The sequence below is a fragment of the Streptomyces sp. XM4193 genome (assembly GCF_023072595.1).
GTDB lineage: Bacteria > Actinomycetota > Actinomycetes > Streptomycetales > Streptomycetaceae > Streptomyces.
The window spans coordinates 627,455-650,786 of sequence record NZ_JALLGK010000002.1; the positions used below are offsets into that span (position 1 = coordinate 627,455).

The following is a 23,332-nucleotide window of genomic DNA, read 5'->3' on the forward strand; positions in this document are numbered from 1 at the left end:
GAACCCGGCAATCTCTCGCGGGCGCCGGCTGCACGCCGACCGACTCAGACGACCGCGCCCCGGCCCGGGTCCTCGAACCCCTCGTCGTCGTCCTCCGACCGCATCCGGGCGATCAGAGTGCCGAAACCGCCCAGGAAGCCGCCGATTCCGAGCGTGGTGATCCACCAGTTCATCGGGATCTGGAAGATCACCGCCCCGAAGAGCAGGGCCGGGCCGCCGAGTACGGCGAGCCAGGCGAACCGGGCAGTGGTGTCGAGCTTCGGCAACGGCGGCGGCTCGGGCGGAACGAAGTGGTCGTCCTCGTCGCTCTCGGCGGGCTGCCAGTCGCGGGGGCCGGTGCCCGCGGCGTAGACGGTGAAGGTGCGCACCTTCGGGTCGCCGTCGCCGCTGTCCTGCTCGCCCGCGTCCGGACCGTCCTCCTCGGAGCGGGCCTCGTCGTCGCCCGAGGGGCGGCGCTTCTCCAGCAGGCTGCCCGAACCCGCCCCGTCCGCTCCCGAACCCCGGTCGGCGTCCTCGCCGGTACGCGCCCCGGCGTCCGCACCGTCCTCGGCCTCCGCGGCCGGGCCCGGCTCCCGGGAATCCGGGGACCGGTCCTGCGGGGACGCCGTGCCCGAGGCACCTCGTCCGGCCGCGCCCGCGTCCTCGGCCGGGTCCGACTCGACGGGGGAACGCCCGTCCCGGTCGTAACCCGCCACGATCTGCGCCCAGGCAGCTTCCTCGTCGAGGGGCTCGCGGCCTTCGCCGCGTCCGTGCTCACGCTCCGTCACGTGCTGATCTTCCTCGTCGTCAGCCGGGTGATGAATCCGCAGGAGTCCGCGAAAATGCGCTCCGCGTCGTGGTCCAGTGTGGCCACGTGGTAGCTGTCCTCCAGAACCGTCTCCGTCACATCGGTGGAGGAGACCTTGTTCAGCACGATCGCCGAGTCGCTCGGCGGCACCACGTGGTCGACCCTGCTGTGCAGCACCAGCAGAGGCTGGGTCACCTGCGGCAGCTCCCCGCGCACCAGGGTGAAGAAGTTCCGCAGGGAGTACGCGGCGTGCAGCGGGACCCGCTGGTAGCCGCTCTCCTCCACGCCCTCCTTGGCGATGTCGCTGACGATGCCGCGGGTGGACGCCTTCAGATGGCGCGCAACGGGCAGCACCAGTGAGTCCAACGGCTTCATCGTCATCCCCGGGTTGACCACGACCACGCCGCTGACGGTGTCGCCGTGACGGGCCGCGAGCCTGAGCGCGAGCGCGCCGCCCATCGACAGCCCGGCCACGAAGACCCGGTCGCAGCGCTCGGTGAGCAGCCGCAACTCCCGGTCCACCGTGGCGTACCAGTCCTGCCAGCCGGTGTGCTGGAGGTCCTGCCAGCGGGTGCCGTGCCCGGGCAGCAGCGGCAACGAGACGGTCAGGCCCTGCTCTGCGAGGTGGCGCGCCCAGGGGCGGAGCGACTGCGGCGAGCCGGTGAAGCCGTGGCAGAGCAGTACGCCGGTCCGGCCGCCCTCGTGGAACATCGGCTCACTACCGGGGAGCAGAGGCACCGTGGTCTCCGTTCGACAGCACGCGTTTCGGGGGTCCGATCACCCTACGCGGAGCGGGCACCGGGCGGGTAGCCCGCAGTGCGGGCGCAGGGGCGGAGGACGCGGGGCGGGACCGTTCGCGCAGGGTTCGCGCCAGAAGGTGGCGGGATAGGGTCGGCGGGTGGGACAAAGGGAGGTCCGGATGTTGTACGGCGCGATGAAGCTGTCGGTCGGCAGCTCGCTGAAGCTCGCTTTCCGCCCCTGGGTCGAAGGGCTGGAGAACATCCCCGAGCGGGGCCCGGCCATCCTCGCCGGCAACCATCTCTCCTTCTCCGACTCCTTCTTCCTGCCCGCCGTGCTTCCGCGCAAGGTCACCTTCGTGGCGAAGGCCGAGTACTTCACGGCCCCGGGCGTCAAGGGCGGGATGACCGCGGCGTTCTTCAGAGGCGCCGGCCAGCTCCCGGTGGACCGGTCCGGAGTGCGCGGCGCGGCCGAGGCGGCGATCCGCAGCGGCATCGAAGTGCTGGAGCGCGGTGAGCTGTTCGGGATCTACCCCGAGGGCACCAGGTCCCCGGACGGGCGGCTCTACCGGGGCAGGCCCGGCGGCCTCGCGCGGGTCGCGCTCGGGAGCGGCGCCCCGGTGATCCCGGTCGCGATGATCGGCACCGAGAAGATCCAGCCCCCGGGCAAGGTGGTTCCCAAGCTGTTGCGGCCGGGCATCCGGATCGGCCGTCCGCTGGACTTCTCCCGCTACGACGGCATGGAGCACGACCGGTTCATCACCCGGGCGCTGACCGACGAGGTGATGTACGAGATCATGCGGCTCTCGGGGCAGGAGTACGTCGACATCTACGCCACCGCCGCCAGGCGCCGGATCGACGAGGCGGCGAAGGCGTCGGGCGACCAGAACCGGAAGTAGCACCGATTCCGTTGCCGGCGACCGGAGTTCGGGCTCCGGACGCGCCGCAGGACAGACGCCCGGGGGCCGCGGCCCCGTACCGTGCCGGGCACCCGGAGGGGGAACGTGACCGAGACCGCAGCATCCCGCGCCACCGGCGCACCGACGACCGACACCCCGAGCGCCACCGCGCCTCCCGCCACCGCGCCGAGCGTCTCGGTGGAGGCACCGCTGTGGCGTGCACTGGTCGGCTACCGACTGCTGACCACCGCGTACGCCACCGGCGTCTTCCTCTACCACCACGACACCTACGGCCGCCCGCTGGTGGGCGCGGTGTACCTGACCGTGCTGGTCTGCTGGACGCTGGCCACGCTGCGGCACGTCTCCTCCGCCGAGCGCTGCACCCCCTGCTTCCTGGGCTGCGACTTCGCGCTCGGAGTCGGGGGCATCCTGCTGACGCCGGTGGCCGACACGGCCGGGTCGGTGAACCCGAGCCTGCCGACCATCTGGGTCGCCGGACCGGTCCTCGCGCTCGCCATCAAGCACGGCTGGCGCTGGGCGGCCGGCGCCTCCCTGGTGGTCGGCGCCGCCAACGTGGTGGAGGAGGGCGGGCTGACCCGGGACACCGTGCACAACGTGCTGCTGGTGACGGTGGCGAGCATCGGCATCGGCTACGTCGTCGAGGTCGCCCGCGCCAGCGAGCACACCCTCGCCGAGGCGCTGAAGGTGGAGGCGGCCACCCGGGAGCGGGAGCGGCTGGCCCGCGACATCCACGACAACGTCCTCCAGGTGCTCGCGATGGTGCAGCGCAGGGGGACGGAGATCGGGGGCGGGGCGGCGGAGATCGGCCGGCTGGCGGGGGAGCAGGAGGTCGCACTGCGCTCCCTGGTCTCCAGCGGCCCGACCGCGTCGGCCCCGGCCGGCGACGCGGGCGGCGGCGGGCCCGCGTACGGTTCCGGCACCGGTACGGGCGGCGAAGTCACCCGGGACCTGGCCGAGTTGCTCGCCGCCCGCGCCGGTACCGCGGTGACCTTCGCGGGGCCGGGCGGCCCCGTCGCGCTGCCCGAGCACACGGCGCGGATGACGGACGCGGCGGTGGCCGCGGCGCTGGACAACGTCCGGCAGCACGCGGGGGAGAGCGCCAAGGCGTGGATCCTGTTGGAGGACGAGCCGGACGCGGTGCTGGTGACGGTGCGCGACGACGGGCCCGGTGTCGCCGCCGGGCGCCTGGCCGCCGCCGAGCGCGAGGGCCGGATGGGGGTGTCACTGTCCATCGTCGGACGGCTGCACGAAGTGGGGGGCACCGCCGAGGTGGTGTCGATTCCCGGGCAGGGTACGGAAGTCGAGCTGAGGGTGCCGAAATGAACGACGCACACACCGGCGCGGGCGCGGAGACACGCTCCGACGCGCGCACGGGCACACCGGGGGACAAGGGCGCGGACGCCCGTACGGACGCCCCGGCGGACCCGCGTACGGAGGGGGCCGCCGCACACACCGGAGGACCCGCACCGGTGCGGGTCATGGTGGTCGACGACCACCCCATGTGGCGGGATGCCGTGGCCAGAGACCTGGCGGCGGCCGGGTTCGAGGTCGTCGCCACCGCCGACGACGGGCCGCAGGCGGTGCGCCGCGCCCGCACCTGCGAGCCCGATGTGCTGGTGCTCGACCTCAACCTGCCCACACTGCCGGGGGTGGAGGTGTGCAAGCAGCTGGTCGGCAAGGGCTCGGCGCTGCGCGTGCTGGTGCTCTCGGCCAGCGGGGAGCACGCAGACGTGCTGGAGGCGGTGAAGTCGGGCGCGACCGGCTACCTGGTGAAGTCCGCCAGCACGCAGGAGCTCGTGGACGCGGTGCGCAGGACCGCGGAGGGCGACGCGGTGTTCACTCCCGGTCTGGCCGGGCTGGTGCTCGGCGAGTACCGCAGGCTCGCCGCGCAGAGCCCGGCCGAACCGCAGGAGGCCGCGGCGCCGCAGCTCACCGAGCGGGAGACCGAGGTGCTGCGGCTGGTGGCCAAGGGGCTCTCCTACAAGCAGGTCGCCGAGCGGCTGTTCATCTCCCACCGCACCGTGCAGAACCACGTCCAGAACACCCTCGGCAAACTGCAACTGCACAACCGCGTCGAGCTGGTGCGGTACGCCATCGAACGGGGACTGGACGGGGAGTGAGACCCGCCGCGTTCCCGGCTGCGCCCAAATCACGGCGCGGCGGGGAGAGTTGGGCCCGTGCTGACGTACGGTGACCAGCGGCCCGGCCGCAGACCGACGGTCTGCCGCGCACCGGGCCGCTCAACGGTGGTCTGCGGAGAGGAAGTGCCATGCGGATCGGAGTACTGACCGGGGGCAGCGACTGCCCGGGGCTGAACGCGGCCCTGCGCGCCATCGTCCGCAAGGGCGTGCAGAGCTACGGCGACTCCGTCGTCGGGTTCCTCGACGGATGGGACGGTGTGCTGCACGACCGCGCCGTCGAGCTCGACATCCCCGCCGTGCGCGGCACCCTGCCCCGGGGCGGCACCATCCTCGGCTCCTCCCGCACCGACCCGCTGACCGCACCCGACGGCCCGCGCCGCATCGCGGAGACCCTGCGCAGCCGCGGGGTGGACGGACTGATCGTCGTCGGCGGCATCAACACCCTCACCGCCGCCGCGGTCCTCGCCGACCGGCACGGCGTCCCGTGCGTCGGAGTGCCCAAGACCATCGACAACGACATCCACGGCACCGACTACACCGTCGGTTTCAACACCGCGGTCACGGTCGCCACCGAGACCATCGACCGGCTGCACACCACCGCCGAGTCGCACAAGCGGGTGCTCGTCGTGGAGGTGATGGGCCGCAGCAGCGGCTGGATCGCGGTCCACGCGGGTCTGGCCGGCGGCGCCAACTGCGTGCTCGTCCCCGAGTTCCCCTTCGACCTCGACCGGGTCTGCGGCCACGTCGAGTCCCGTTTCCAGGCGACGTACTCGCCGATCGTGGTGGTCTCCGACAGCGCGCTGCCGGCCTCCGGCGACGTCGACCTCACCGGGCTGTCCGGAATCGGCGAGTGGCTGGGCCTGGAGATCGAGCGGTGCACGGGCCACGAGGCGCGTACGACGGTGCTCGGCCACATCCAGCGCGGCGGCACCCCGACCCCGTACGACCGCTGGCTGGCCACCCGGTTCGGACTGCACGCCGTGGACGCGGTGCACGAGGGTGACTGGGGAGCGATGGTCGCGGTGCGCGGCGCGAATGTGGAGCGGGTGCGGCTGACCGAAGCCGTCTCGCGCAGCAAAAAGATCGACGCCTCGCTCTACGCGGACAGCGAGATCTTCTTCGGCTGAACCGCCCCCGCTTCGGCTGAACCGCCCGCGCCGCCCCGTACAGCCGACCTGGGACGGAGCGGCCCGCGGGCGCCGCGTGGGTCTCGGTCGTTCCGCGACCGACGCGGCGCCCGGGACCGCTCAGCCGATGAGCGCGCCGGCGAGCAGATCGGCCAGGAGCTCCGGCCCGTTGAGCGTGAGCACCGACTCGGGATGGAACTGCACCCCGGCGAAGCCCGGCCCGCGCAGCGCGTACACCTCGCCGCTCTCCGGGTCGCGGCTCAACTCCACGCGATGCAGGGCGAGTTCGGTCTCGGTCGGCTCGTCGCAGCGTGCGGTGTACGAGTTGTAGAACCCGACCGTCTCGGGCCTGCCGAAGAAGTCGACGGTCAGCTGCGTGCCCTGGTACGGGCGCTGCTTGGGCGCCAGTTCCAGCCCCAGCTCGGCGGCGATCACCTCATGGCCCAGACAGACCCCCAGCAGCCCGTGCCGGTGCGAGGCCAGCAGCTGCGCGGCGAGCGTCCGCAGCGCACCCACCGCGGGCACGTTCCCCGCCCGCGGATCGCCGGGGCCGGGTCCCAGCACGATCGGCCCCCGGTGCTCGCGCGCGATCTCCGCCAGCCCCGGCTCGTCGTGGCGCAGCACCGACACGGAGGGGCCGGTCGCCCGCAGCAGATGGGCCAGCATCGCGGTGAAGGTGTCCTCGGCGTCCACCACGAGCACCTCGCCGGGCGGTGCGGCCACCGGCCGGGAGCCGCCCGTACGCATGCGGAGCCAGAACGGCGAGAGGCCCGTCCGCCGGTCGTCCAGCGCCCGCCGGACCCGGGGGTCGTCCGCCAGGGACGCACCGCTCGCCCCCGCGGCGGGCCGCTGCACCGACCCCACTCCCAGCGCGCCCAGCACACCGGCGGCCTTGGCGTGGGTCTCGGCGACCTCGCTCGCCGGGTCCGAGTCCCGCACCAGGGTGGCCCCGACGCCCACGCTCAGCTCCCCGCTCGCGGCGTCGATGTCGGCGGTGCGGATGAGGATGGGCGAGTCCAGCGTCTGCGCGCCGCCCGCGTCCCGGCCGAGCAGGGCGAGGGCGCCCGCGTAGTAGCCGCGCCCGGTCGGCTCGTGGCGCGCGATCACCCGGCAGGCGTTCTGCACCGGGGACCCGGTGACGGTCGCGGCGAACATGGTCTCGCGCAGCACCTCGCGCACGTCCAGGCTGCTGCGTCCGCGCAGCTCGTACTCGGTGTGCGCCAGACGGGACATCTCCTTCAGCCGCGGTCCCACGACGACCCCGCCGGCGTCCCCGACCGCGCACATCATCTTCAGCTCCTCGTCCACGACCATGGACAGCTCCTCGCGCTCCTTGCCGTCCGCGAGGAAGTCGAGCAGCCCCTCCGGCGTCGGGCCGCCGGGCGGGTAGCGGTAGGTCCCGCTGATCGGGTTCATCACCACGGTGCCGCCGCTCATCCGCACATGGACCTCGGGCGCGGCGCCGACCAGGGTGCGTCGGCCGGTGTGCACCACGAACGTCCAGTACGCGCCGCGCTCGGTCTCCAGCAACGTGCGGAAGAGCGCGAGCCCGTCGCGGGCCGTGTACCCCGCCACCCGGCCGCGGAAGGTGCGGCGGATCACGAAGTTGGCGCCCTGCCCGGTGCCGATCTCCTCCTCCACGACCCGGCGCACCAGCCGTGCGTACGCCGCGTCGTCGAGGTCGAAACCGCCGCCGGCCACCGTCACCCGGTGGTCGGGCAGCAGGGCGAGGGTCGCTGCCAGCGGGAGCTCGGCGCGCTGCTCGGGCAGCAGCACGCTCAGCGGGGTGCCGTCGTCGTGGGCCGTGAAACCGCGTTCGGTGATCTGCCGGAACGGCAGCAGGGCCAGCGCGCCGAGCTCGCGGTCCGGCAGGTCCGCCAGCCGGTCCACCTCCCGCACGGGGCCGGTGAGCAGTTCGACGCTGTCGGGGTCGCGGCCCGGCGCACGGCGTCGCAGCAGGGCGAAGGGCGGTGGGTCGTCGTCGGTCAGGAGTGCGGAGAGCAGGCGGTGCGGCACGTTCTTCCTTCCGGTGGGGCAGCACGGAAGGGCGGTCCCGAGAAACACGAAAGGCCGCCCCTGGGCGGCCTGGACATGTACGGGGGTGTGCGCAGTCAGTGGGCCGCCGGATCAGCGGGCCACCACCACATACGGGTCTGCGAGACCTGTGAGAACTGCGTGAGCACAGCCGCACCCTACCCGACCTGCGACCTTGGCCGGCGGCGCCGGAAGCGCCCGTGGACCGGTCGTCTCATCCCGTGAGCTGTGGCCATGGCCCTCCCCGGGGAGCACGTAACCTGTCGCCGTGACCGTGAACGCGAAATCCGACGCCGGTGCCCACACCTGGCGAGACCTGCCCGCGGCGCAGCAGCCCGATTACCCGGACTCGAAGGCTCTGCGCGATGTGATCGCCGAGCTCGAGTCCTATCCGCCGCTGGTCTTCGCCGGCGAGTGCGACCAGCTCAAGGACAGGATGGCCGCCGTCGCGCGCGGCGAGGCGTTCCTGCTCCAGGGCGGAGACTGCGCCGAGGCCTTCGACGGCGTCTCCGCCGAGCACATCCGCAACAAGCTGAAGACGCTGCTGCAGATGGGCGCCGTGCTCACCTACGCCGGTTCGGTGCCGGTGGTGAAGGTCGGCAGGATCGCCGGCCAGTACAGCAAGCCCCGCTCCAAGCCGACGGAGACCCGGGACGGCGTCACCCTGCCGACGTACCGGGGCGACTCGGTCAACGGCTTCGACTTCACGCCCGAGGCCCGCACGCCGGACCCGGACCGGCTGAAGCGGATGTACCAGGCCTCGGCCTCCACGCTGAACCTGGTGCGCGCCTTCACCACGGGCGGCTACGCCGACCTGCGACAGGTGCACGCCTGGAACCAGGACTTCGTGCGCAGCTCGCCCTCCGGCCAGCGCTACGAGGCGCTCGCCCGCGAGATCGACCGTGCGCTGAACTTCATGAACGCCTGCGGGGTGGACCCCGAGGAGTTCAAGATCGTCGAGTTCTACTCCTCGCACGAGGCGCTGCTCCTCGACTACGAGGGTGCGATGACCCGCACCGACTCGCGCAGCGGCAAGCTGTACGACGTCTCGGGCCACATGGTCTGGGTCGGCGAGCGCACCCGCCAACTCGACGGCGCGCACATCGAGTTCGTCTCCCGGGTGCAGAACCCGGTGGGCGTCAAGCTCGGTCCGGGCACCACCCCGGAGGAGGCGCTCACGCTGATCGACCGGATCGACCCGGACCGCGAGCCGGGCAGGCTCACCTTCATCACGCGGATGGGCGCGGACAAGGTCCGCGACAAGCTCCCCACCCTCGTGGAGAAGGTCACCGCCTCCGGCGCCCAGGTCGCGTGGGTCTGCGACCCGATGCACGGCAACACCTTCGAGGCCGCCTCCGGGCACAAGACCCGCCGCTTCGACGACGTCCTGGACGAGGTCAAGGGCTTCTTCGAGGTGCACAAGGAGCTCGGCACCCACCCCGGCGGCATCCACGTCGAGCTGACGGGTGACGACGTCACCGAGTGCGTGGGCGGCGGCCACGAGATCTTCGTGGACGATCTGCACCAGCGCTACGAGACCGCCTGCGACCCTCGGCTGAACCGCAGCCAGTCGCTCGACCTGGCCTTCCTGGTCGCGGAGATGTACCGGGACCAGTAGACGCGGGCGGACGGCTCGTACCGTACGACGCCTCCTGGCTCGGCGCTTCGGCGCCGACCGGGAACCGGGGTCGCGGGGCACGAAACGATCTGGGGCACGGATCACAGAGATCCGTGCCCCAGCTGCTTTTGCCGCCCCGCACGCGGGGGTAAGGTGAGCTTAATCTTAGTTCCCCGCGCCCTTCTGTGGCCCGGGAAACCAGCCCGCAGGAGGTGAGCCGCGTGTACGTCTGCTCGTGCTTCGGAGTGACCGAGCAGCAGGTGCGTGAGCACGCGGACGCCGGTGCCTGCACTCCCCGCCAGATCGCTTCCGCCTGCAAGGCGGGCACCGACTGCGGGTCGTGCGTGCGTCGCATCCAGGGGCTGCTCGGCCGCGGCGCGTGCGCCGACCGCAGCGTCAGCCGCGAGGCCGCGGCGCTGCTGGCCGCCCGTTCCGAGCCGGTCGAGGGCTCCGGCGACGCCCGGCCCGCGACCCCCGCCTCCATGCCCGGGCCGTCCGCCCGTCCGGGTGTCCTCGCCGGGGCGGCGAGGACGGAGACGGCCGCCTGACCGTGCGGCCGCCGCCCCCGAAGCCCGGAAGCGGCTGATCGGCCGGGCCCGCTGCTCGGTGACGATGCGCGGGCCGTGGACGGTCGACCGGGTCAGGCCTCGCTCGGCTGCTCGATCAACTGCGCGATGTACAGCGGCTCACCGAGCTTCTCGATGAGTTCCAGCTGCGTGTCCAGGTAGTCGATGTGGTGCTCCTCGTCGGCGAGGATGTCCTCGAAGATGTTCGCCGAGGTGACGTCGCCCTTGTTGCGCATGACCTCGATACCGCGCCGGAGGCGGTCGATGGCCTCCACCTCGATCTGTCGGTCCGCGTTGAACATCTCGGTGACCGTCTGCCCCACGCGCACATGGAACAGGCGCTGGTAGTTGGGCAGACCTTCGAGGAAGAGAATGCGGTCGGTCAGGATCTCCGCGTGCTTCATCTCGTCGAACGACTCGGCCCTGGTGTACTTCGCCAGCTTGGGCCAACCGAAGTTCTCCTGCATTTTCGCGTGCAGGAAGTACTGGTTGATGGCGGTGAGCTCGGCGGTCAGCTGCTCATTGAGGAATTCGATGACCTCGGGGTCGCCCTGCATGGCACCGGGCTCCTTCCGGAAGAGGTTCGGTGGGGTGTGCCGGGCATCCTTGCACCGCGACGGCGATCACGTCCAGTAAGTACAGGCTTACCGAAATTGCCCCGATTTTCGGGCTGTTGGGACGCGACAGCGCGGTGGGACGGAGCATCCCCCCTGGTCTGTCACCATGGATTCATGGGCCAGCCGGACAGCGAGGACACGGAGCGTGCTCCGCTACCGCCAGGTCAGCGGCAGCAGCGGGGCTGGCCGGTCACCCACTACGGGCCGGTGCCCAAGTTCCGCGCGGAGCGCTGGGAGTTCAGGGTTTTCGGCGCCACCGCGAGCGGCGGCAAACACTGCTGGACGCACGAGGAGTTCTCCGCACTTCCGCACGAGACGGTGGTGGGCGATCTCCACTGCGTCAGCAAGTTCAGCATGCGCGACGTGGAATGGGGCGGCGTACCGGCGCGCACCATTCTCGAACTCGCGCCGCCCGCCGACGAGGTCACCCACATCATGGTCTGGGCGGAGTACGGATTCAGTTCCAATCTCCGGCTGGCCGACTTCACCGACGCCCGAACGCTGTTCGCGACACACCGGGCGGGTGAACTCCTCACCGCCGAACACGGATTTCCGGTGCGTCTGGTGGTTCCGCACCTCTACGCCTGGAAAGGGCCGAAGTGGGTGCGGGGAGTGGAGTACATGACCGCCGACCGGCGCGGTTTCTGGGAGGAGCGCGGCTATCACAACCTCGGCGATCCGTGGCGCGAGCAGCGTTACTCCTACCAGGAGGAGCCGGGAGACGGCCCGGAGCTCTGAGGCGCGGGCCCCTGCGCAACGGCGGGCATCCGCTCCGCACGCGGGTGCGGCGGAGGAGCCGCGTACGGCAGTCGCGTCCCGCCGTGCTCGGCCCTCGCCGCCCGTCGCGCGGGTCAGCCGTCGCGCAGTGACTTGAGCAGGCGGATGTCGGCACGGTGGCCGTCGGGGCCGCCGGGCGTCTCGATGACCAGCGGCGCACCTGCGGTCTCGGGGTGCCGGAAGAGCTCCGCGAACGGCTCGGTGCCGATGTGGCCGGCGCCGATGTTCGCGTGGCGGTCCTTGCGGGCGCCGGCGACGTCCTTGGAGTCGTTGGCGTGGATGAGCTTGAGCCGGCCGGTCCCGGTGGCGTCCACCACCTCGTCCAGCATCTTCTTGGTGCCGCCGGGCGCCGCCATGTCGTGGCCCGCGGCGAAGGCGTGGCAGGTGTCCAGGCAGACGCCGAGCATCGGGTGGTGGTCGAGAGCGTCGAAGTAGGGGGCCAGCTCCTGCGCCGTGGAGCACAGAGAGGTGCCCTGCCCGGCGGTCGGTTCCAGCAGCAGCCACGGGTCGGCCGGGTCGGTGAGCTCCTCCAGGAGCGGCAGCACCAGTTCCCTCACCTGCGCGAGGGCGACGTCCCGGGGCCGTCCGCCGGTCGCCGAGCCGGTGTGCACGACGACACCGCGGGCGCCGATGGCCCGGCCCCTGCGCAGCGAGTGGCGCATGGAGCGCACGGACCGCTCGGCCGTCTCCGCGTTGGAGGAGCCGAAGTTGATCAGATACGGCGCGTGCACGTACACGGGCAGTGACGCGGCGGCGCAGCCGGCCAGGAACTGCTCGTCCTGGCGCGGGTCGCCGGGCGGGGTCGCCCAGCCGCGCGGATTGGCCACGAAGACCTGGACGGTCTCGGCGGCCAGGTCGCGGGCGTGGGAAAGGCCGACGGCGGCCAGGCCCCCGGCTACGGGGACATGACCGCCGATCGGATTGCGCGGCGCGGAAGTGGCGGAGGGGGAGGGGTTGGTCACCGCACCCAGGGTGCCACTGGTGCGCCGGGGCCCGTGGGGCGGGCTCAGTAGGCGCTGTCGACGTTGTCCATGCTGCCGTACTTGTCGGCCGCGTAGTTGCAGGCGGCGACGATGTTGGCGACGGGGTCGTACTGGTCCTTCTTGGTGCCCTCGACGTGGTAGTGGTCGAAGGTCGGCTTGATCACCTGGAGCAGGCCGATGGAGGGGGCTCCGTTGACGGCGTTGATGTCCCAGTTGTTGATCGCGCTGGGGTCGCCGCTGGACTCCCGCATGATGTTGCGGTGGATGCCCTCGTAGGTGCCGGGGATCCCGTTGGCGGCCATGATGTCCATGGCCTCGCGGATCCAGCCGTCCAGGTTGTCGGCGTACTGCTTCGGGGCGGCCTCGGGTACCGAGCGCTCGGTGGAGCGGCTGGCGGCCTTCCCGGACCGGGACTCGGCCGCGTTCTTCGCCGCGAGCGCCTTGGCGGCCTTGGACTGCTCGTCCTTCTGGACGACGGCGCGCTTCTCGGCGTTGGCGAGCTGGTTCTTGATGCTGTCCTGCTGGTCGGGGAAACCGGTGGGGGTCAGGGAGATGCCCGCGCTGTGGTTGACGGGCTTCGCCTGGGCCGTGTTCTCGGTGCTGTCCGGGGTAAGGCTCAGAGCGAGACCGGCGACACCCGCGGCTGCGGCGACACCGACCGCGGTGAACTTCTGGGTCGTGGAGATGCCGCGGCGCTGGCTCGGAATCTTTATCTCGGGCATGGCGGAGGGGACCTTCCGGGTAGCGGGGGTCGCTTGGCCGTTACGGCGATGAACGCCGTTTCGATCCACGGCGCGTTGCGACGACCTGAATTGTTAGCGCCCGGAAATTGGCCTGGCAATGATGTGACGTACTACCGCACTTCGTGGGAGGTGTCCGGTTTTATCCGCTCGCGCCCGCTCTGGTGCTTGGTCAGCAGCAACTACCGCAGGTCGTAAGTGAGCTGGGTCCTATGCCGGGGATCACAACGGCGCGGGGTTTGTGCTACGCGGCGAAGTTGCATCTGCACCCGCGGTCAGCGGTGAATCAGCGGATGTAGACGGTGACCTTCGAGCCCTTCGGGGCGTCCTCGCCCGCGTCCACGGACTGGTTGAAGACCTTCCCGGTGAAGAAGAAGCGCCGGACGGTGACCTTGAAGCCCGCGTCCTCCAGCTCCTGCACGGCCTCGTCCTCGTCCATGCCCACCACGTCGGGCACCTCGACCATCTCGGGTCCCTTGGAGAGGGTGAGGGTCACGGTGTCGCCCGTGGCGCCGGTGGCGCCCTCGTCCGGGGACTGGCGGGCGACGGTGCCGCTGTCCTCCTCGGAGTGCACGCGGGCGGAGGCGACCTTCACCTCGAAGCCGACCTCGGTCAGCTCCTCGCGGGCCTCCTCCTCGGTCATGCCCGTCACCGAGGGAACGTCGAGCTGCTCTCCCTTGGAGACGACCAGGGAGACGGCGGAGCCGGGCCGCCGCTCGCTGCCGGCCTTCGGGTCGGTGGCCACGACCGCGCCCCGGTCGACCGTGTCGCTGAACTCCCTGGTGACGGTGGCCGCCGCCAGGTTCGCGCTCTTGAGCCGCTTGCGCGCCTCCGCGAGCGGTACGCCCTTGAGCTGCGGGACCTTCACCACCTCGGGGCCGCGGGAGACCGTGATGGTCACCGTCCCGTTGCCCCTGATGCGCGAGCCCGGCGTCGGATCGGTCGCGACCACCCGCCCGCGGTCGACGGTGGCGTGATGGGCGCGGCTGACCTTCACCCGCAGGCCGGCCTCGTCGAGCTTCTGCTCGGCCTGGGCCTGGGTGAGCCGGAGCACGCTCGGGGTCTGGGTGAACTGGCCGGAGTTGATGTACCAGACGCCCGCGCCGAGCACGAGTACCAGCACCACGGCGCCCACGATCGCGGCCAGCGCCCGCCGGGAGCGGCCGATGCGCGACCAGCGTCCGCCGGGCCCGCGGTCCTGCGGCTCCGGGTCGACGGTGGGCGCCAGCGAGGGCAGCGGCGGCAGGAAGCTGGTGTGCTCCCGCTCGCGGTCCGTTCCGCCCTCCGCGCCGCTGCGGGCCCCGGAGCCGGAATGGGGGAGGTTCTGGCCGGCGGGGACACGACGGGAGAGAACCGCGGTGTCGTCGTCCTGCCGGTGCCGGTCGGTCGCCTCGCTGTCGTCGACGGAGGCGACCGCGCCGGGGAGCGCCGTCTCGGGTTCGGTGTCCAGCTCGCTGTCGCTGAGTGCGGCCCTGGCCTCCCGCACCTCGTGGAGCAGCTCCACCGCGTCGGCGGGCCGGGCGGCCGGATCGCGGTCGGTGGCGCGCAGCACCAGGGCGTCCAGCACCCGCGGCAGCGTCGGCACCCTGCTGGAGGGGGCCGGGACGCCTCGGTGAAGGTGCTGGTAGAGGACCTGTGCCGGGGTGCCGCCACCGTGCGGTTTGGAGCCGGTGAGCGCCTCGAAGAGCATCACCCCGCAGGCGTACACATCGGACGCGGTGCCTGCGGTGCCGTGCTCGATCTGCTCGGGCGCGAGGTAGGAGACGGTGCCCATCACCGAGGTGGTGTCCGTCGAGGTCTGGGAGTCGACGGCCCGTACGAGGCCGAAGTCGGCGACCTTGACCCTGCCGTCGTCGCCGATCAGCACGTTCTCGGGCTTGACGTCCCGGTGGATCAGTCCGGCGCGGTGGGCGGAACCGAGCGCGGCGAGGACCGGCTCCAGCACGTCCAGCACCGCGCGGGGCTGGAGCGCCCCGCGCTGGACGAGCAGATCGCGCAGGGTGCAGCCCTGGATGTACTCCATCGCCAGGTAGACGTAGGTGCCGTCGGTGCCCTGGTCGTAGACGGCCACGATGTTGGGGTGCGCGAGCCGGGCGGCGGACTTGGCCTCCCGGATGAACCGCTCGACGAAGGTCTGATCGCCGGCGAGCGAGAGGTGCATCACCTTGAGCGCGAGGACACGGTCGAGCCGGGTGTCCATCGCCCGGTAGACCGTGGCCATGCCACCGACGGCCACGCGCGCGAGCACGCGGTACCGACCGTCAAGCGTCTGACCGACCAGGGGGTCTTTGAGGGGCGCATCCACGAGAGACGAGTGTACGAGCGGCCGACCCCTCCACCTGCGGCGAGGTCTACGGGCTGCGCCGTCTGCAGCGGAACGGTGACAGAGTCGCAGCCCCTGCGTGGCCCGGGCGCTCGGCACGAGCGGGCGCGCGGGCCGGGCGCGGGGGAGGGCACGCACGCCGAGCCGGCGTCGGCCGCGCCCCGGAGGGGTGCACCCCGTCGGGTTCGCCCGGCCACCCGCCTCCGCGACCCCTGCGTCGGACGGAGCCCGCGTCGGACGGAGCTCGCGTCGGACGGAGCCCGCGTCGGACGCGGGCCGGAGCCGGGGCCGGGTCAGCGGAAGGCGGGGCGTTCCGGGTCGAAGTCGGCGACGCCCTCGACGGGCGAGGAGGCTTCGGCGAAGTGTCGGCGCGGGATGCGGCCCGCGCGCCACGCGCACCGTCCGGCCTGTACGGCATGCCGCATGGCGGTGGCCATCAGCTCCGGATGCTGGGCGCGGGTGACGGCGGAGGCGAGCATCACCGCGTCGCAGCCCAGCTCCATCGCGAGCGCCACATCGGAGGCGGTGCCCGCGCCCGCGTCCAGGATGATCGGAACCCCGGCGCGCTCGGTGATCAACTGGAAGTTGTGCGGATTGCGGATGCCCAGGCCCGAGCCGATGGGCGAGCCCAGCGGCATGACGGCGGCACAGCCGACGTCCTCCAGCTTCCGGGCGAGCACCGGATCGTCGTTGGTGTACGGCAGCACGGTGAAGCCGTCGTCCACCAGCGTCTCGGCCGCGTCCAGGGTCTCGACGGGGTCCGGCAGCAGGGTGCGCTCGTCGGCGATGACCTCCAGCTTCACCAGGTCCGTGCCGAGTGCCTCGCGGGCGAGCTGCGCGGTGAGCACGGCCTCGCCCGCGGTGTAGCAGCCGGCGGTGTTGGGGAGCACTCGGATGCCCAGCCGCTCCAGCACGCTGAGCACCGAGCCCTGTGTACCGGGGTCCAGCCGGCGCATCGCCACGGTGGTCAGCTCGGTGCCGGAGGCCAGCAGCGCCGAGCGCAGGATCTCCAGACTGGGCGCCCCGCCGGTGCCCATGATCAGCCGCGAGCCGAAGGTGCTGCCGCCGATCGTCAGCGGCTCGGCACCGGGCTGCGCGGCGGTGGCCGTGCCGGCGTCGGTGGCCGTGCCGGTGGTGCCGGCGGTGGTCGAGTCGTCGGTGGTCCGGTGCTCGGGCACGTCGTCACCCTCCCTGTACGGCGGTCAGAATCTCCACGCGGTCACCGTCGCCCAGCGTCGTGGTGTCCCAGCGGCTGCGCGGGACCACGTTCTCGTTCACTGCGGCCGCGACTCCGGCGACGGCGTCGGTGACGCCGGCGACGAGCTGGGCGAGGGTCAGCCCGGCGCGCTCGCTCTGTTCCCGGCCGTTGACCCTGATCCTCATGGCTGTCGCTCCCGTGGCTGCTCGATGTCGGTGGTGGCCACCTCGGCGGTGAAGCGCCCTGCTCCGAACGCAGCGGCCTCGGGCGGCAGTTGCCCGCCGGTGACCGAGGCAGCCAGGGCGTCGCCGGTGACCGGGGTGAGGAGTACGCCGTTGCGGTGGTGGCCGGTGGCGAGATGGAGCCCGGGCAGCGGGGTCGGGCCGAGCACCGGGGCGTTGTCGGGCGAGCAGGGGCGCAGCCCGGCCCTGGTCTCCACCAGCTCCAGCTCGGTGATGCCGGGCAGCAACTCGTGGGCGTCCCGCAGCAGTTCGTACACTCCGCCGGCCGTGACGGTGGTGTCCCAGCCCCGCTCCTCGCTGGTCGCGCCGACGACGAGTTCGCCGCTCTCGCGCGGTACGAGGTACAGCGGCCCACCGCGTACGACCGCCCGCACGGTGCGCGACAGGAAGGGCCGTCGGCCCGCCGGGTCGGGCATCCGCAACCGCAGCACCTGGCCCTTGACCGGCCGCACCGGGGGCACGCACTCGGCGGGCACCCCCGCCAGGCGTCCGCTCTCGCTGCCGGCGGCCAGCACCACGGCGTCCGCGGCGAGTTCGCTCCCGTCGGCCAGGGTCACGCCCTCGACGCCCCCGCGGCCGGTCCGCAGCCGGGTCGCGCGGGTGCGCAGGGTGACGACCCCGGCGCGTTCGCAGGCCGTGAGCAGCGCCCGGGAGAGCAGCCGCGGATCGATCTGGTGGTCGCCGTCCACCCGGAGTCCGCCGCGTACCCCGGGCGCCAGCAGCGGCTCCAGCCGGCGGCACTCCCGGCCGCTCAGCCACTGCGCGCTCAACCCGCAGCGCTGCTGGAGGGCGTGCAGTTCGCGCAGATGGGCACGGTCGTCGGAGTCGAGCGCGACGGCGAGGGTGCCGCAGGCGCGGTAGCCCAGCTGCTGCCCGCTCGCTTCGGCGAGCTCGGCAGCGAAGTCGGGGTAGCGGCGCGCGGAGGCGAGGTTGAGGGCGAGCAACTGCTCCTCGCCGTAGTGGAGTTCGGTGACGGCGGCCAGCATGCCCGCCGCCACCTGGGCGGCGCCGCCGCCCGGAGAGGGGTCCACCACGGTGACCCCGGCGCCGCGCTGTGCGGTGCGCCAGGCCGTCACCAGACCGATGACACCGCCGCCGACAATGCAGACACGCACGAGCTCCAGCCTCTCCCTTCGCCGGAATGACCCGGATCAGGTTCCTACGGTCGGAGGCCGCGACCTCCCTCTCAGCCCGGTGCGCCGGGCTCCCGCGATGCAGTTGCCACCCAGCGTACTGCCGAGGCTCCCGATGACGGGAGGCGGAGTCCTAGAGTGCTCCGGTGACCTCTTTGAGCATGGACAGCGCGAGCTTGAGCACGGACGGCGCGGGTGCGCACACGGTGATCGTCGGCGCGGGTCTGGCCGGCGTGCAGACCGGTGTCGCCCTGCGCGAGCAGAAGTGGCCGGGCGCGATCACCGTGATCGGATCCGAGCCCCATGTGCCGTACGACCGGCCGCCGTTGTCCAAGGCGGTGCTCACGGGGCGGGCGGAGAGCGCGGAGTTCGACGTGGACTTCGACGCACTCGGCATCGAGCTGCGGCTGGGAGTCACCGTCACCGCCCTGCGGGTGGGGGACCGCGTCCTACTGACCGACGCCGGCGAGATCCGCTACGACCGGCTGGTGCTGGCCACCGGTGCCGAGCCGCTGACCCTGCCCGGCAGCACCGAGGTCTCCGGCGTCGGTCTGCTGCGCACCCTGGACGACGCCCGGCGACTGCGCCCGGTGCTGGAGTCCGGCGAACCGGTGGTGGTGGTCGGCGCCGGCTGGATCGGCGCGGAGTTCACCACGGCCGCGCGCGAGGCGGGCTGCCCGGTGACGGTGGTGGAGGCCGCCGACCGGCCGCTGGCCGGCACGATGCCCGCCGAGGTCGCGGCCCCGATGACCGCCTGGTACGCCGAAGCCGGCGCCGACCTGCGCACGGGAGTGGCGGTGCGCGCCGTGCACGAGGACCCGGCCGCCAAGGTCGAGCTGGCGGACGGCACCGTGCTGCCGGCGAGCGCGGTGGTCGTTGGGATCGGCGCCCGCCCCGCGACGGACTGGCTGCGCGACAGCGGCGTGGACCTCGCCCCGGACGGTTCGGTGCGCGTCGACGAGCAGCTGCGCACCTCCGTGCCCGGGGTGTACGCGGTGGGCGACTGTGCGTCGTTCCCCTCCGCCCGCTACGGCGAGCGCCTGCTGATCCACCACTGGGACAACGCGCTCCAGGGCCCGAGGGCCGTGGCGGCGGGGATCGCCGGCGGTGACGGCGGACAGGCGGTGCCGCTCGGCGGCGCGGTCTACGACCCCGTGCCCTACTTCTGGTCCGAGCAGTTCGGCCGCTTCGTCCAGTACGTGGGCCACCACCGCGACGGCGACGAGCTGCTGTGGCGCGGGGAGCCGGACGGGCAGTCCTGGTCGGTGTGCTGGCTGCGCGAGGGACGGCTCAACGCCCTGCTCGCCGTCGGCAGACCGCGCGACCTGGCTCAGGGGCGCAAGCTCGTCGAGCGCGGGGCCGGGCTCGACCGCGAGCTGGCCGCCGACCCCTCGGTCCCGCTGAAGAAGGCCGCGGTGGACCCGCCGGGCGCTTGACGGTCCGGCGAGCGGGGCCGTGCGCGCCGCAGGGCCGGTGCGGTGTGCCGGGCCGCGCACGGTGCGGCGGTCGGGAGTCCCCGGCAACGGTGGGCCCGGCGTCGGTCGGGACGTCGCTGTGAGCGCACAGGTGACCGAGGGCGTGTGAATGTCGGTGGCTGATGGCAGTCTTGGAGCGTGACCGAGATTGACGCGAAAACAGATGCCCTCGTTCCGGCCTGGCTCAACGTGCCCGAGATCGCCGAGCTGCTCGACATCCAGGTGACCCGGGTGCGACAGCTGATCAACGAGGGCCAGCTGCTGGCCGTCCGCCGCGGCGAGAACAGGGTGCTGATGGTGCCCGCGACGTTCATCGGCGAAGGCCGCATCGTGAAGGGCCTGGCCGGCACCCTGACCCTGCTGCGGGACGACGGCTTCAGCGACGAGGAGATGCTGGAGTGGCTGTTCACCGCGGACGACACCCTCCCCGGCACCCCCGCCGACGCGCTGCGCGAGAACCGCGGCACCGAGGTGAAGCGCCGGGCCCAGGCCCTCGCCGTCTGACCGGAGCCCTGCCGGGCCCGCGCGCTTGAGCGCTTCCGGCCGCAGCACCGCAGACCGGGCGTCCCGGTCGCTTCCAGATCCGTTCCGGCGTACGGGCCGCCGCGCAGGCGCGCGGTCCGTACGCCCCGCAGGGGAGGCCCCATGTCCGCGCCCGAGTCGAGCGCGCCCGCAGCCGAGTCGAGCGGGAGGTCCGTGTCGATTCCGGCACCGCCGGATCCGGCGCCGAGCGCGTCCCGGGCGCGCACCGCCCGGGAGCGCCTCGCGGACGCGCGGCTCTATCTGTGCAGCGACGCCCGCAGGGAGCGCGGCGATCTCGCCGAGTTCCTGGACGAGGTCCTCGCGAACGGCGTGGACATCGTCCAGCTGCGGGACAAGGGGATGGAGGCGGCCGAGGAGCTGGAGCACCTCGCGGTCTTCGCCGAGGCCGCACGCCGCCACGGCGCGCTGCTCGCGGTCAACGACCGTGCCGATGTGGCGCACGCGGCCGGTGCGGACGTGCTCCACCTCGGGCAGGGCGATCTGCCCGTTCCCGCTGCCCGCGCGATCCTCGGAGCGGGGCCCGAGGACGTGCTGATCGGACGTTCCACCCATGCGCCGGCGGAGGTGGGGGCCGCGCTCACCGACCCCGGCGTGGACTATTTCTGCACCGGTCCGTGCTGGCCGACCCCCACCAAACCGGGCCGTCCGGCGCCGGGGCTCGATCTGGTGCGCCACGCGGCGGCCAGAGCGGGTGAGCTCGGCAGCGACCGGCCGTTCTTCGCCATCGGCGGTGTCGACGAGGCACGTCTGGAAGAGGTGTTGGAGGCGGGCGCCCGGCGCGTGGTCGTGGTGCGTGCCCTCACGGAGGCGGCCGACCCCGCGGCGGCGGCCGGGCGGTTGCGCGCACGGCTCGCGCAGGTCTGACCCCGGCGCGGGAGCGGACGAGCCCCGCGGCGGCGGACCACCGGCGGGCCCGTCGCGGCGCCGGGAGAAGCGCCGGGAGAAGGGCCGAAAAGCGTGGCAGGTACGTGTCCATGTCCTGGACCTGGCTACTGCCGTGACCTGCCGGAGCGTTAGCCTTCCGGATATGGCCCTTGGAATCGCGTCCACCCGCTCGGACCGTGCGCGCACCATCCGCGAGCTGCTGAACTCCGGGAAGAAGTCCTTCTCCTTCGAGTTCATGGCGCCGCGGACCGAGAAGGGCGAGCGGACCCTGTGGAACGCGATTCGCCGGATCGAGGCGGTCCGCCCCACCTTCGTCTCGGTGACGTACGGCGCGGGCGGGTCCTCGCGCGAGGGCACCGTGCGGGCGACGGAGCGCATCGCCACCGACACGACCCTCACCCCGGTCGCCCACCTCACCGCGGTGAACCACTCCAAGGCGGAGCTGCGCAACGTCATCGGCCAGTACGCCGACGCGGGGATCCGCAACATGCTGGCGCTGCGCGGCGATCCGCCGGGCGATCCGATGGGGGAGTGGATCGCGCACCCCGAGGGCGTCACCTACGCCGTCGAGCTGGTCGAGATGATCAAGGAGGCCGGGGACTTCTGCGTCGGGGTCGCCGCCTACCCGGAGATGCACCCCCGCTCGACCGACTGGGACAGCGACATCCGGCACTTCGTCGACAAGTGCCGCGCGGGCGCCGACTACGCGATCACCCAGATGTTCTTCTCGGCCGACGACTATCTGCGCCTTCGGGACAGAGTCGCCGCCGCCGGTTGTCAGACGCCCATCATTCCGGAGATCATGCCGGTCACGAACGTGCGGCAGATCGAGCGTTTCGCCCAGCTGAGCAACGCCACGTTCCCGCCCGAGCTGGCTGACCGCATTCTCGCGGTCAAGGACGACCCGGCCGCTGTACGCTCAGTGGGGATCGAGTACGCCACGGAGCTCTGCGCGAAGTTGATGGACGAGGACATCCCAGGTCTTCACTTCATCACCCTCAACCACTCCACGGCTACGTTGGAAATCTACGAGAAGCTGGGGCTGCACGAGCGGCTCTGATCTCGGTAGGGGAGGGGCGTACATGGGCTGGACGGTCCTCTACATCGCGTTCGGCTGTGTGGCCCTTTGGCTGCTCGGAGAGGTCCTGCTCCAGTACAAGGCCCGGCTGCGCTGGCGGTTGCTGGCCTTCTGCGGATTCCTCTGCGTCGTCCTCGGCGTCCTCATGTCCGAGCTGCTGGTGATCCTCGTGGGCACGGCCGCCTTCGGCGCCGGGCAGCTCTTCGTCACCCTCTCCTTCCGCCGCGGCTTCTCCACCGGCTGGGCGCTGGGCGGCCAGCCGGGCTCCAGCCGACGGCGCCGCGCCGAGGGCGCGGAGGCGGACGACCCGCCGCCCCCGCCCGTGGACAGCGAACCGGTTCTGGAGGTCTCCCAGTTGGAGGAGACCTCGACCTACCAGCCGCTGCCGTTGCCGGACGACACCGGTCAGTACGGCGTCTACGACCGGGACGAGCCGCCGGCCGCCGCCGCGCCGAGCGGCTTCGCCGCCGCCGGTTACGACACCTCGGGCGGCCAGGACTCCACCGGCTACGACACCCTGGGCGGTTACGGCTCCTACAGCGACTCGTCCTACGGCGACTCGTCCTACGACGCCTCCCCGTACGGCGCCCCGCAGTACGGCTCCGCCCCTTACGGCACCCCGGTCTACGGGTCCTCGGACCCCTACGGCTCCGACGGCTACGAATCCCCGTCCGGCTACGGCTCCTCCGACGGCTACGGCACGGCCTACGGCGCACCTGCCCACAGCAGTTCGCAGGGCACCCCGGCCCACGGCACCCCGCACCCCGACGACAGCTGGGGCACTCCCGTCCACGGCGCGGCGCAGGACCAGTCCTCCTACAGCAGTCCGCTCTACTCCGCCGCCCCCGGCCAGTCCTACGGCGACGGGTACGGCTACGACGAGCAGCAGTACGCGCCGTACGCGGACCCGTACGCCGGCGGTCAGAGTGCTGCGGGCTACGGCGGCTATCCGGGGGCCAACGACCTCTACGATCCGTTGACCGGCAACTACCCCTCCGCCGGCGGCGGTTACCCGGCAGGCACCTACTCCGCCCAGGGCGAGCAGGGCGGATACGGAGCCGAGGACCGGCGCGCCGAGCCGTACGACCCGTACGCGCAGCAGACGCCGCCCGGCGGGGTGTGGGTGCCCCAGCAGCGCGAGGCCGACCCGCAGCGACCGACCCAGGAGCCCGGCGGGTACGGCTACTACGACCCGCAGCGCCCCTGAAGCCACCGGGAACCGGCCCGCTCTCCGCACGGTCTTCGCACGGTCCGGCGCCGGGGGCCGCGTCGTCGGCACGGCCGACGCGGCACGGCACCTGAAGCGGCACGGCACCTGAGTCCGCGTCGGTGCGGCACCCGCACCGGGCACCCGCACCGGGCACCCGCACCGGGCACCGAATCGGCTCCCGGTGCGATCGGTGGTGCC

Annotated in this window: 22 protein-coding genes and 1 riboswitch; of the genes, 12 read left to right on the forward strand and 10 right to left on the reverse strand. The window is 72.5% G+C overall.

The genetic code is table 11. The features are described 5' to 3' along the window. Nucleotides 1–44: 44 nt before the first annotated feature. Nucleotides 45–767, reverse strand: a complete 723-nt coding sequence (locus MTQ01_RS09965) for a hypothetical protein (RefSeq protein WP_247488710.1) — start codon at nt 765–767, stop codon at nt 45–47. Beyond that, nucleotides 764–1,525, reverse strand: coding sequence for a carboxylesterase (locus MTQ01_RS09970; RefSeq protein WP_247488712.1), 762 nt, complete (start codon nt 1,523–1,525; stop codon nt 764–766). The genes MTQ01_RS09965 and MTQ01_RS09970 overlap by 4 nt, the downstream gene beginning before the upstream one ends. Nucleotides 1,526–1,706: 181 nt before the next feature. Here MTQ01_RS09970 and MTQ01_RS09975 point away from each other — a divergent pair, with 181 nt between their 5' ends. The 4 genes from MTQ01_RS09975 (at nt 1,707) to MTQ01_RS09990 (ending at nt 5,712) form a co-directional block, all read left to right on the forward strand. Then, nucleotides 1,707–2,423 carry a 1-acyl-sn-glycerol-3-phosphate acyltransferase gene (locus tag MTQ01_RS09975; RefSeq protein ID WP_247489188.1) on the forward strand — a complete coding sequence of 239 codons (717 nt, stop codon included), beginning with the start codon at nt 1,707–1,709 and terminating at the stop codon, nt 2,421–2,423. 198 nt (nt 2,424–2,621) lie between these two features. After that, on the forward strand, nt 2,622–3,767 hold the full coding sequence (gene macS, locus MTQ01_RS09980; RefSeq protein ID WP_247489190.1) for a MacS family sensor histidine kinase: 1,146 nt from the start codon (nt 2,622–2,624) through the stop codon (nt 3,765–3,767). Between the two features lie 155 nt (nt 3,768–3,922). Next, a complete protein-coding gene (locus MTQ01_RS09985; RefSeq protein ID WP_247489192.1) occupies nt 3,923–4,564 on the forward strand; it encodes a response regulator transcription factor in 642 nt (213 codons plus the stop codon). 149 nt (nt 4,565–4,713) lie between these two features. Further along, nucleotides 4,714–5,712: an ATP-dependent 6-phosphofructokinase gene (locus MTQ01_RS09990; protein ID WP_247488714.1), complete on the forward strand. Its 999-nt coding sequence runs from the start codon at nt 4,714–4,716 to the stop codon at nt 5,710–5,712. A gap of 120 nt (nt 5,713–5,832) precedes the next feature. On the opposite strand, the gene MTQ01_RS09995 is transcribed toward MTQ01_RS09990, so the two are convergent. Further along, nucleotides 5,833–7,728, reverse strand: a complete 1,896-nt coding sequence (locus MTQ01_RS09995) for an anthranilate synthase family protein (protein WP_247488716.1) — start codon at nt 7,726–7,728, stop codon at nt 5,833–5,835. Between the two features lie 286 nt (nt 7,729–8,014). Here MTQ01_RS09995 and MTQ01_RS10000 point away from each other — a divergent pair, with 286 nt between their 5' ends. Together MTQ01_RS10000 and MTQ01_RS10005 are read left to right on the forward strand one after the other, a co-directional pair. Then, nucleotides 8,015–9,364 (forward strand): class II 3-deoxy-7-phosphoheptulonate synthase, encoded by a 1,350-nt coding sequence (locus MTQ01_RS10000; RefSeq protein ID WP_247488718.1) that lies wholly within the window; start codon nt 8,015–8,017, stop codon nt 9,362–9,364. 221 nt (nt 9,365–9,585) lie between these two features. Next, nucleotides 9,586–9,912 carry a (2Fe-2S)-binding protein gene (locus MTQ01_RS10005; RefSeq protein ID WP_247489194.1) on the forward strand — a complete coding sequence of 109 codons (327 nt, stop codon included), beginning with the start codon at nt 9,586–9,588 and terminating at the stop codon, nt 9,910–9,912. Nucleotides 9,913–10,004: 92 nt separating this feature from the next. Here MTQ01_RS10005 and bfr read toward each other — a convergent pair whose 3' ends face one another. Further along, entirely contained in the window at nt 10,005–10,487 is a 483-nt protein-coding gene (bfr, locus tag MTQ01_RS10010; protein WP_211039746.1) for a bacterioferritin, read from the reverse strand. A 174-nt stretch (nt 10,488–10,661) separates the two neighbouring features. Between bfr and MTQ01_RS10015 the strand changes: the two genes are divergently transcribed. Then, complete coding sequence (locus MTQ01_RS10015; protein ID WP_247488720.1) at nt 10,662–11,285, forward strand: sulfite oxidase-like oxidoreductase; 624 nt, start codon at nt 10,662–10,664, stop codon at nt 11,283–11,285. Between the two features lie 113 nt (nt 11,286–11,398). Here MTQ01_RS10015 and MTQ01_RS10020 read toward each other — a convergent pair whose 3' ends face one another. From MTQ01_RS10020 to thiO, 6 genes are all read right to left on the reverse strand, one after another. Continuing rightward, complete coding sequence (locus tag MTQ01_RS10020) at nt 11,399–12,286, reverse strand: deoxyribonuclease IV (protein ID WP_247488722.1); 888 nt, start codon at nt 12,284–12,286, stop codon at nt 11,399–11,401. A 44-nt stretch (nt 12,287–12,330) separates the two neighbouring features. Continuing rightward, nucleotides 12,331–13,029 (reverse strand): transglycosylase SLT domain-containing protein, encoded by a 699-nt coding sequence (locus MTQ01_RS10025; protein ID WP_247488724.1) that lies wholly within the window; start codon nt 13,027–13,029, stop codon nt 12,331–12,333. A gap of 304 nt (nt 13,030–13,333) precedes the next feature. Then, entirely contained in the window at nt 13,334–15,352 is a 2,019-nt protein-coding gene (gene pknB / locus MTQ01_RS10030; protein ID WP_247488726.1) for a Stk1 family PASTA domain-containing Ser/Thr kinase, read from the reverse strand. Nucleotides 15,353–15,663: 311 nt separating this feature from the next. Further along, entirely contained in the window at nt 15,664–16,407 is a 744-nt protein-coding gene (locus tag MTQ01_RS10035) for a thiazole synthase (RefSeq protein ID WP_247489196.1), read from the reverse strand. Nucleotides 16,408–16,552: 145 nt separating this feature from the next. Beyond that, nucleotides 16,553–16,753: a sulfur carrier protein ThiS gene (gene thiS, locus MTQ01_RS10040; RefSeq protein ID WP_247488728.1), complete on the reverse strand. Its 201-nt coding sequence runs from the start codon at nt 16,751–16,753 to the stop codon at nt 16,553–16,555. Further along, a complete protein-coding gene (gene thiO, locus MTQ01_RS10045) occupies nt 16,750–17,925 on the reverse strand; it encodes a glycine oxidase ThiO (RefSeq protein ID WP_247488730.1) in 1,176 nt (391 codons plus the stop codon). Before thiO ends, thiS begins: the two co-directional genes overlap by 4 nt. Further along, a riboswitch (TPP riboswitch) is annotated at nt 17,922–18,031 on the reverse strand. Its footprint overlaps the gene before it by 4 nt. Before the next feature lie 73 nt (nt 18,032–18,104). On the opposite strand from thiO, the gene MTQ01_RS10050 reads away from it, so the two are divergent. From MTQ01_RS10050 to MTQ01_RS25285, 5 genes are all read left to right on the forward strand, one after another. Continuing rightward, nucleotides 18,105–19,379: an NAD(P)/FAD-dependent oxidoreductase gene (locus tag MTQ01_RS10050; protein ID WP_247489198.1), complete on the forward strand. Its 1,275-nt coding sequence runs from the start codon at nt 18,105–18,107 to the stop codon at nt 19,377–19,379. Between the two features lie 177 nt (nt 19,380–19,556). Beyond that, nucleotides 19,557–19,922: an Rv2175c family DNA-binding protein gene (locus MTQ01_RS10055; protein ID WP_247488732.1), complete on the forward strand. Its 366-nt coding sequence runs from the start codon at nt 19,557–19,559 to the stop codon at nt 19,920–19,922. A 141-nt stretch (nt 19,923–20,063) separates the two neighbouring features. Further along, a complete protein-coding gene (thiE, locus tag MTQ01_RS10060) occupies nt 20,064–20,825 on the forward strand; it encodes a thiamine phosphate synthase (RefSeq protein WP_247488734.1) in 762 nt (253 codons plus the stop codon). Between the two features lie 163 nt (nt 20,826–20,988). Then, complete coding sequence (gene metF, locus MTQ01_RS10065; protein ID WP_247488736.1) at nt 20,989–21,906, forward strand: methylenetetrahydrofolate reductase [NAD(P)H]; 918 nt, start codon at nt 20,989–20,991, stop codon at nt 21,904–21,906. 22 nt (nt 21,907–21,928) lie between these two features. Further along, nucleotides 21,929–23,131 carry a hypothetical protein gene (locus MTQ01_RS25285; RefSeq protein WP_374207676.1) on the forward strand — a complete coding sequence of 401 codons (1,203 nt, stop codon included), beginning with the start codon at nt 21,929–21,931 and terminating at the stop codon, nt 23,129–23,131. Nucleotides 23,132–23,332: the final 201 nt, after the last annotated feature.

Bases quoted from the DNA above. Each gene is read 5' to 3' on its own strand.
- MTQ01_RS09990 (WP_247488714.1), top strand. From the start codon at position 4,714: ATGCGGATCGGAGTACTGACCGGGGGCAGCGACTGCCCGGGGCTGAAC.
- MTQ01_RS10050 (WP_247489198.1), top strand. From the start codon at position 18,105: ATGGACAGCGCGAGCTTGAGCACGGACGGCGCGGGTGCGCACACGGTG.
- bfr (WP_211039746.1), bottom strand. From the start codon at position 10,487: ATGCAGGGCGACCCCGAGGTCATCGAATTCCTCAATGAGCAGCTGACC.
- MTQ01_RS25285 (WP_374207676.1), top strand. From the start codon at position 21,929: ATGGGCTGGACGGTCCTCTACATCGCGTTCGGCTGTGTGGCCCTTTGG.
- MTQ01_RS09975 (WP_247489188.1), top strand. From the start codon at position 1,707: ATGTTGTACGGCGCGATGAAGCTGTCGGTCGGCAGCTCGCTGAAGCTC.
- MTQ01_RS10035 (WP_247489196.1), bottom strand. From the start codon at position 16,407: ATGGGCACCGGCGGGGCGCCCAGTCTGGAGATCCTGCGCTCGGCGCTG.
- metF (WP_247488736.1), top strand. From the start codon at position 20,989: ATGGCCCTTGGAATCGCGTCCACCCGCTCGGACCGTGCGCGCACCATC.
- thiS (WP_247488728.1), bottom strand. From the start codon at position 16,753: ATGAGGATCAGGGTCAACGGCCGGGAACAGAGCGAGCGCGCCGGGCTG.
- MTQ01_RS09985 (WP_247489192.1), top strand. From the start codon at position 3,923: ATGGTGGTCGACGACCACCCCATGTGGCGGGATGCCGTGGCCAGAGAC.
- thiE (WP_247488734.1), top strand. From the start codon at position 20,064: ATGTCCGCGCCCGAGTCGAGCGCGCCCGCAGCCGAGTCGAGCGGGAGG.
- MTQ01_RS10025 (WP_247488724.1), bottom strand. From the start codon at position 13,029: ATGCCCGAGATAAAGATTCCGAGCCAGCGCCGCGGCATCTCCACGACC.
- MTQ01_RS10015 (WP_247488720.1), top strand. From the start codon at position 10,662: ATGGGCCAGCCGGACAGCGAGGACACGGAGCGTGCTCCGCTACCGCCA.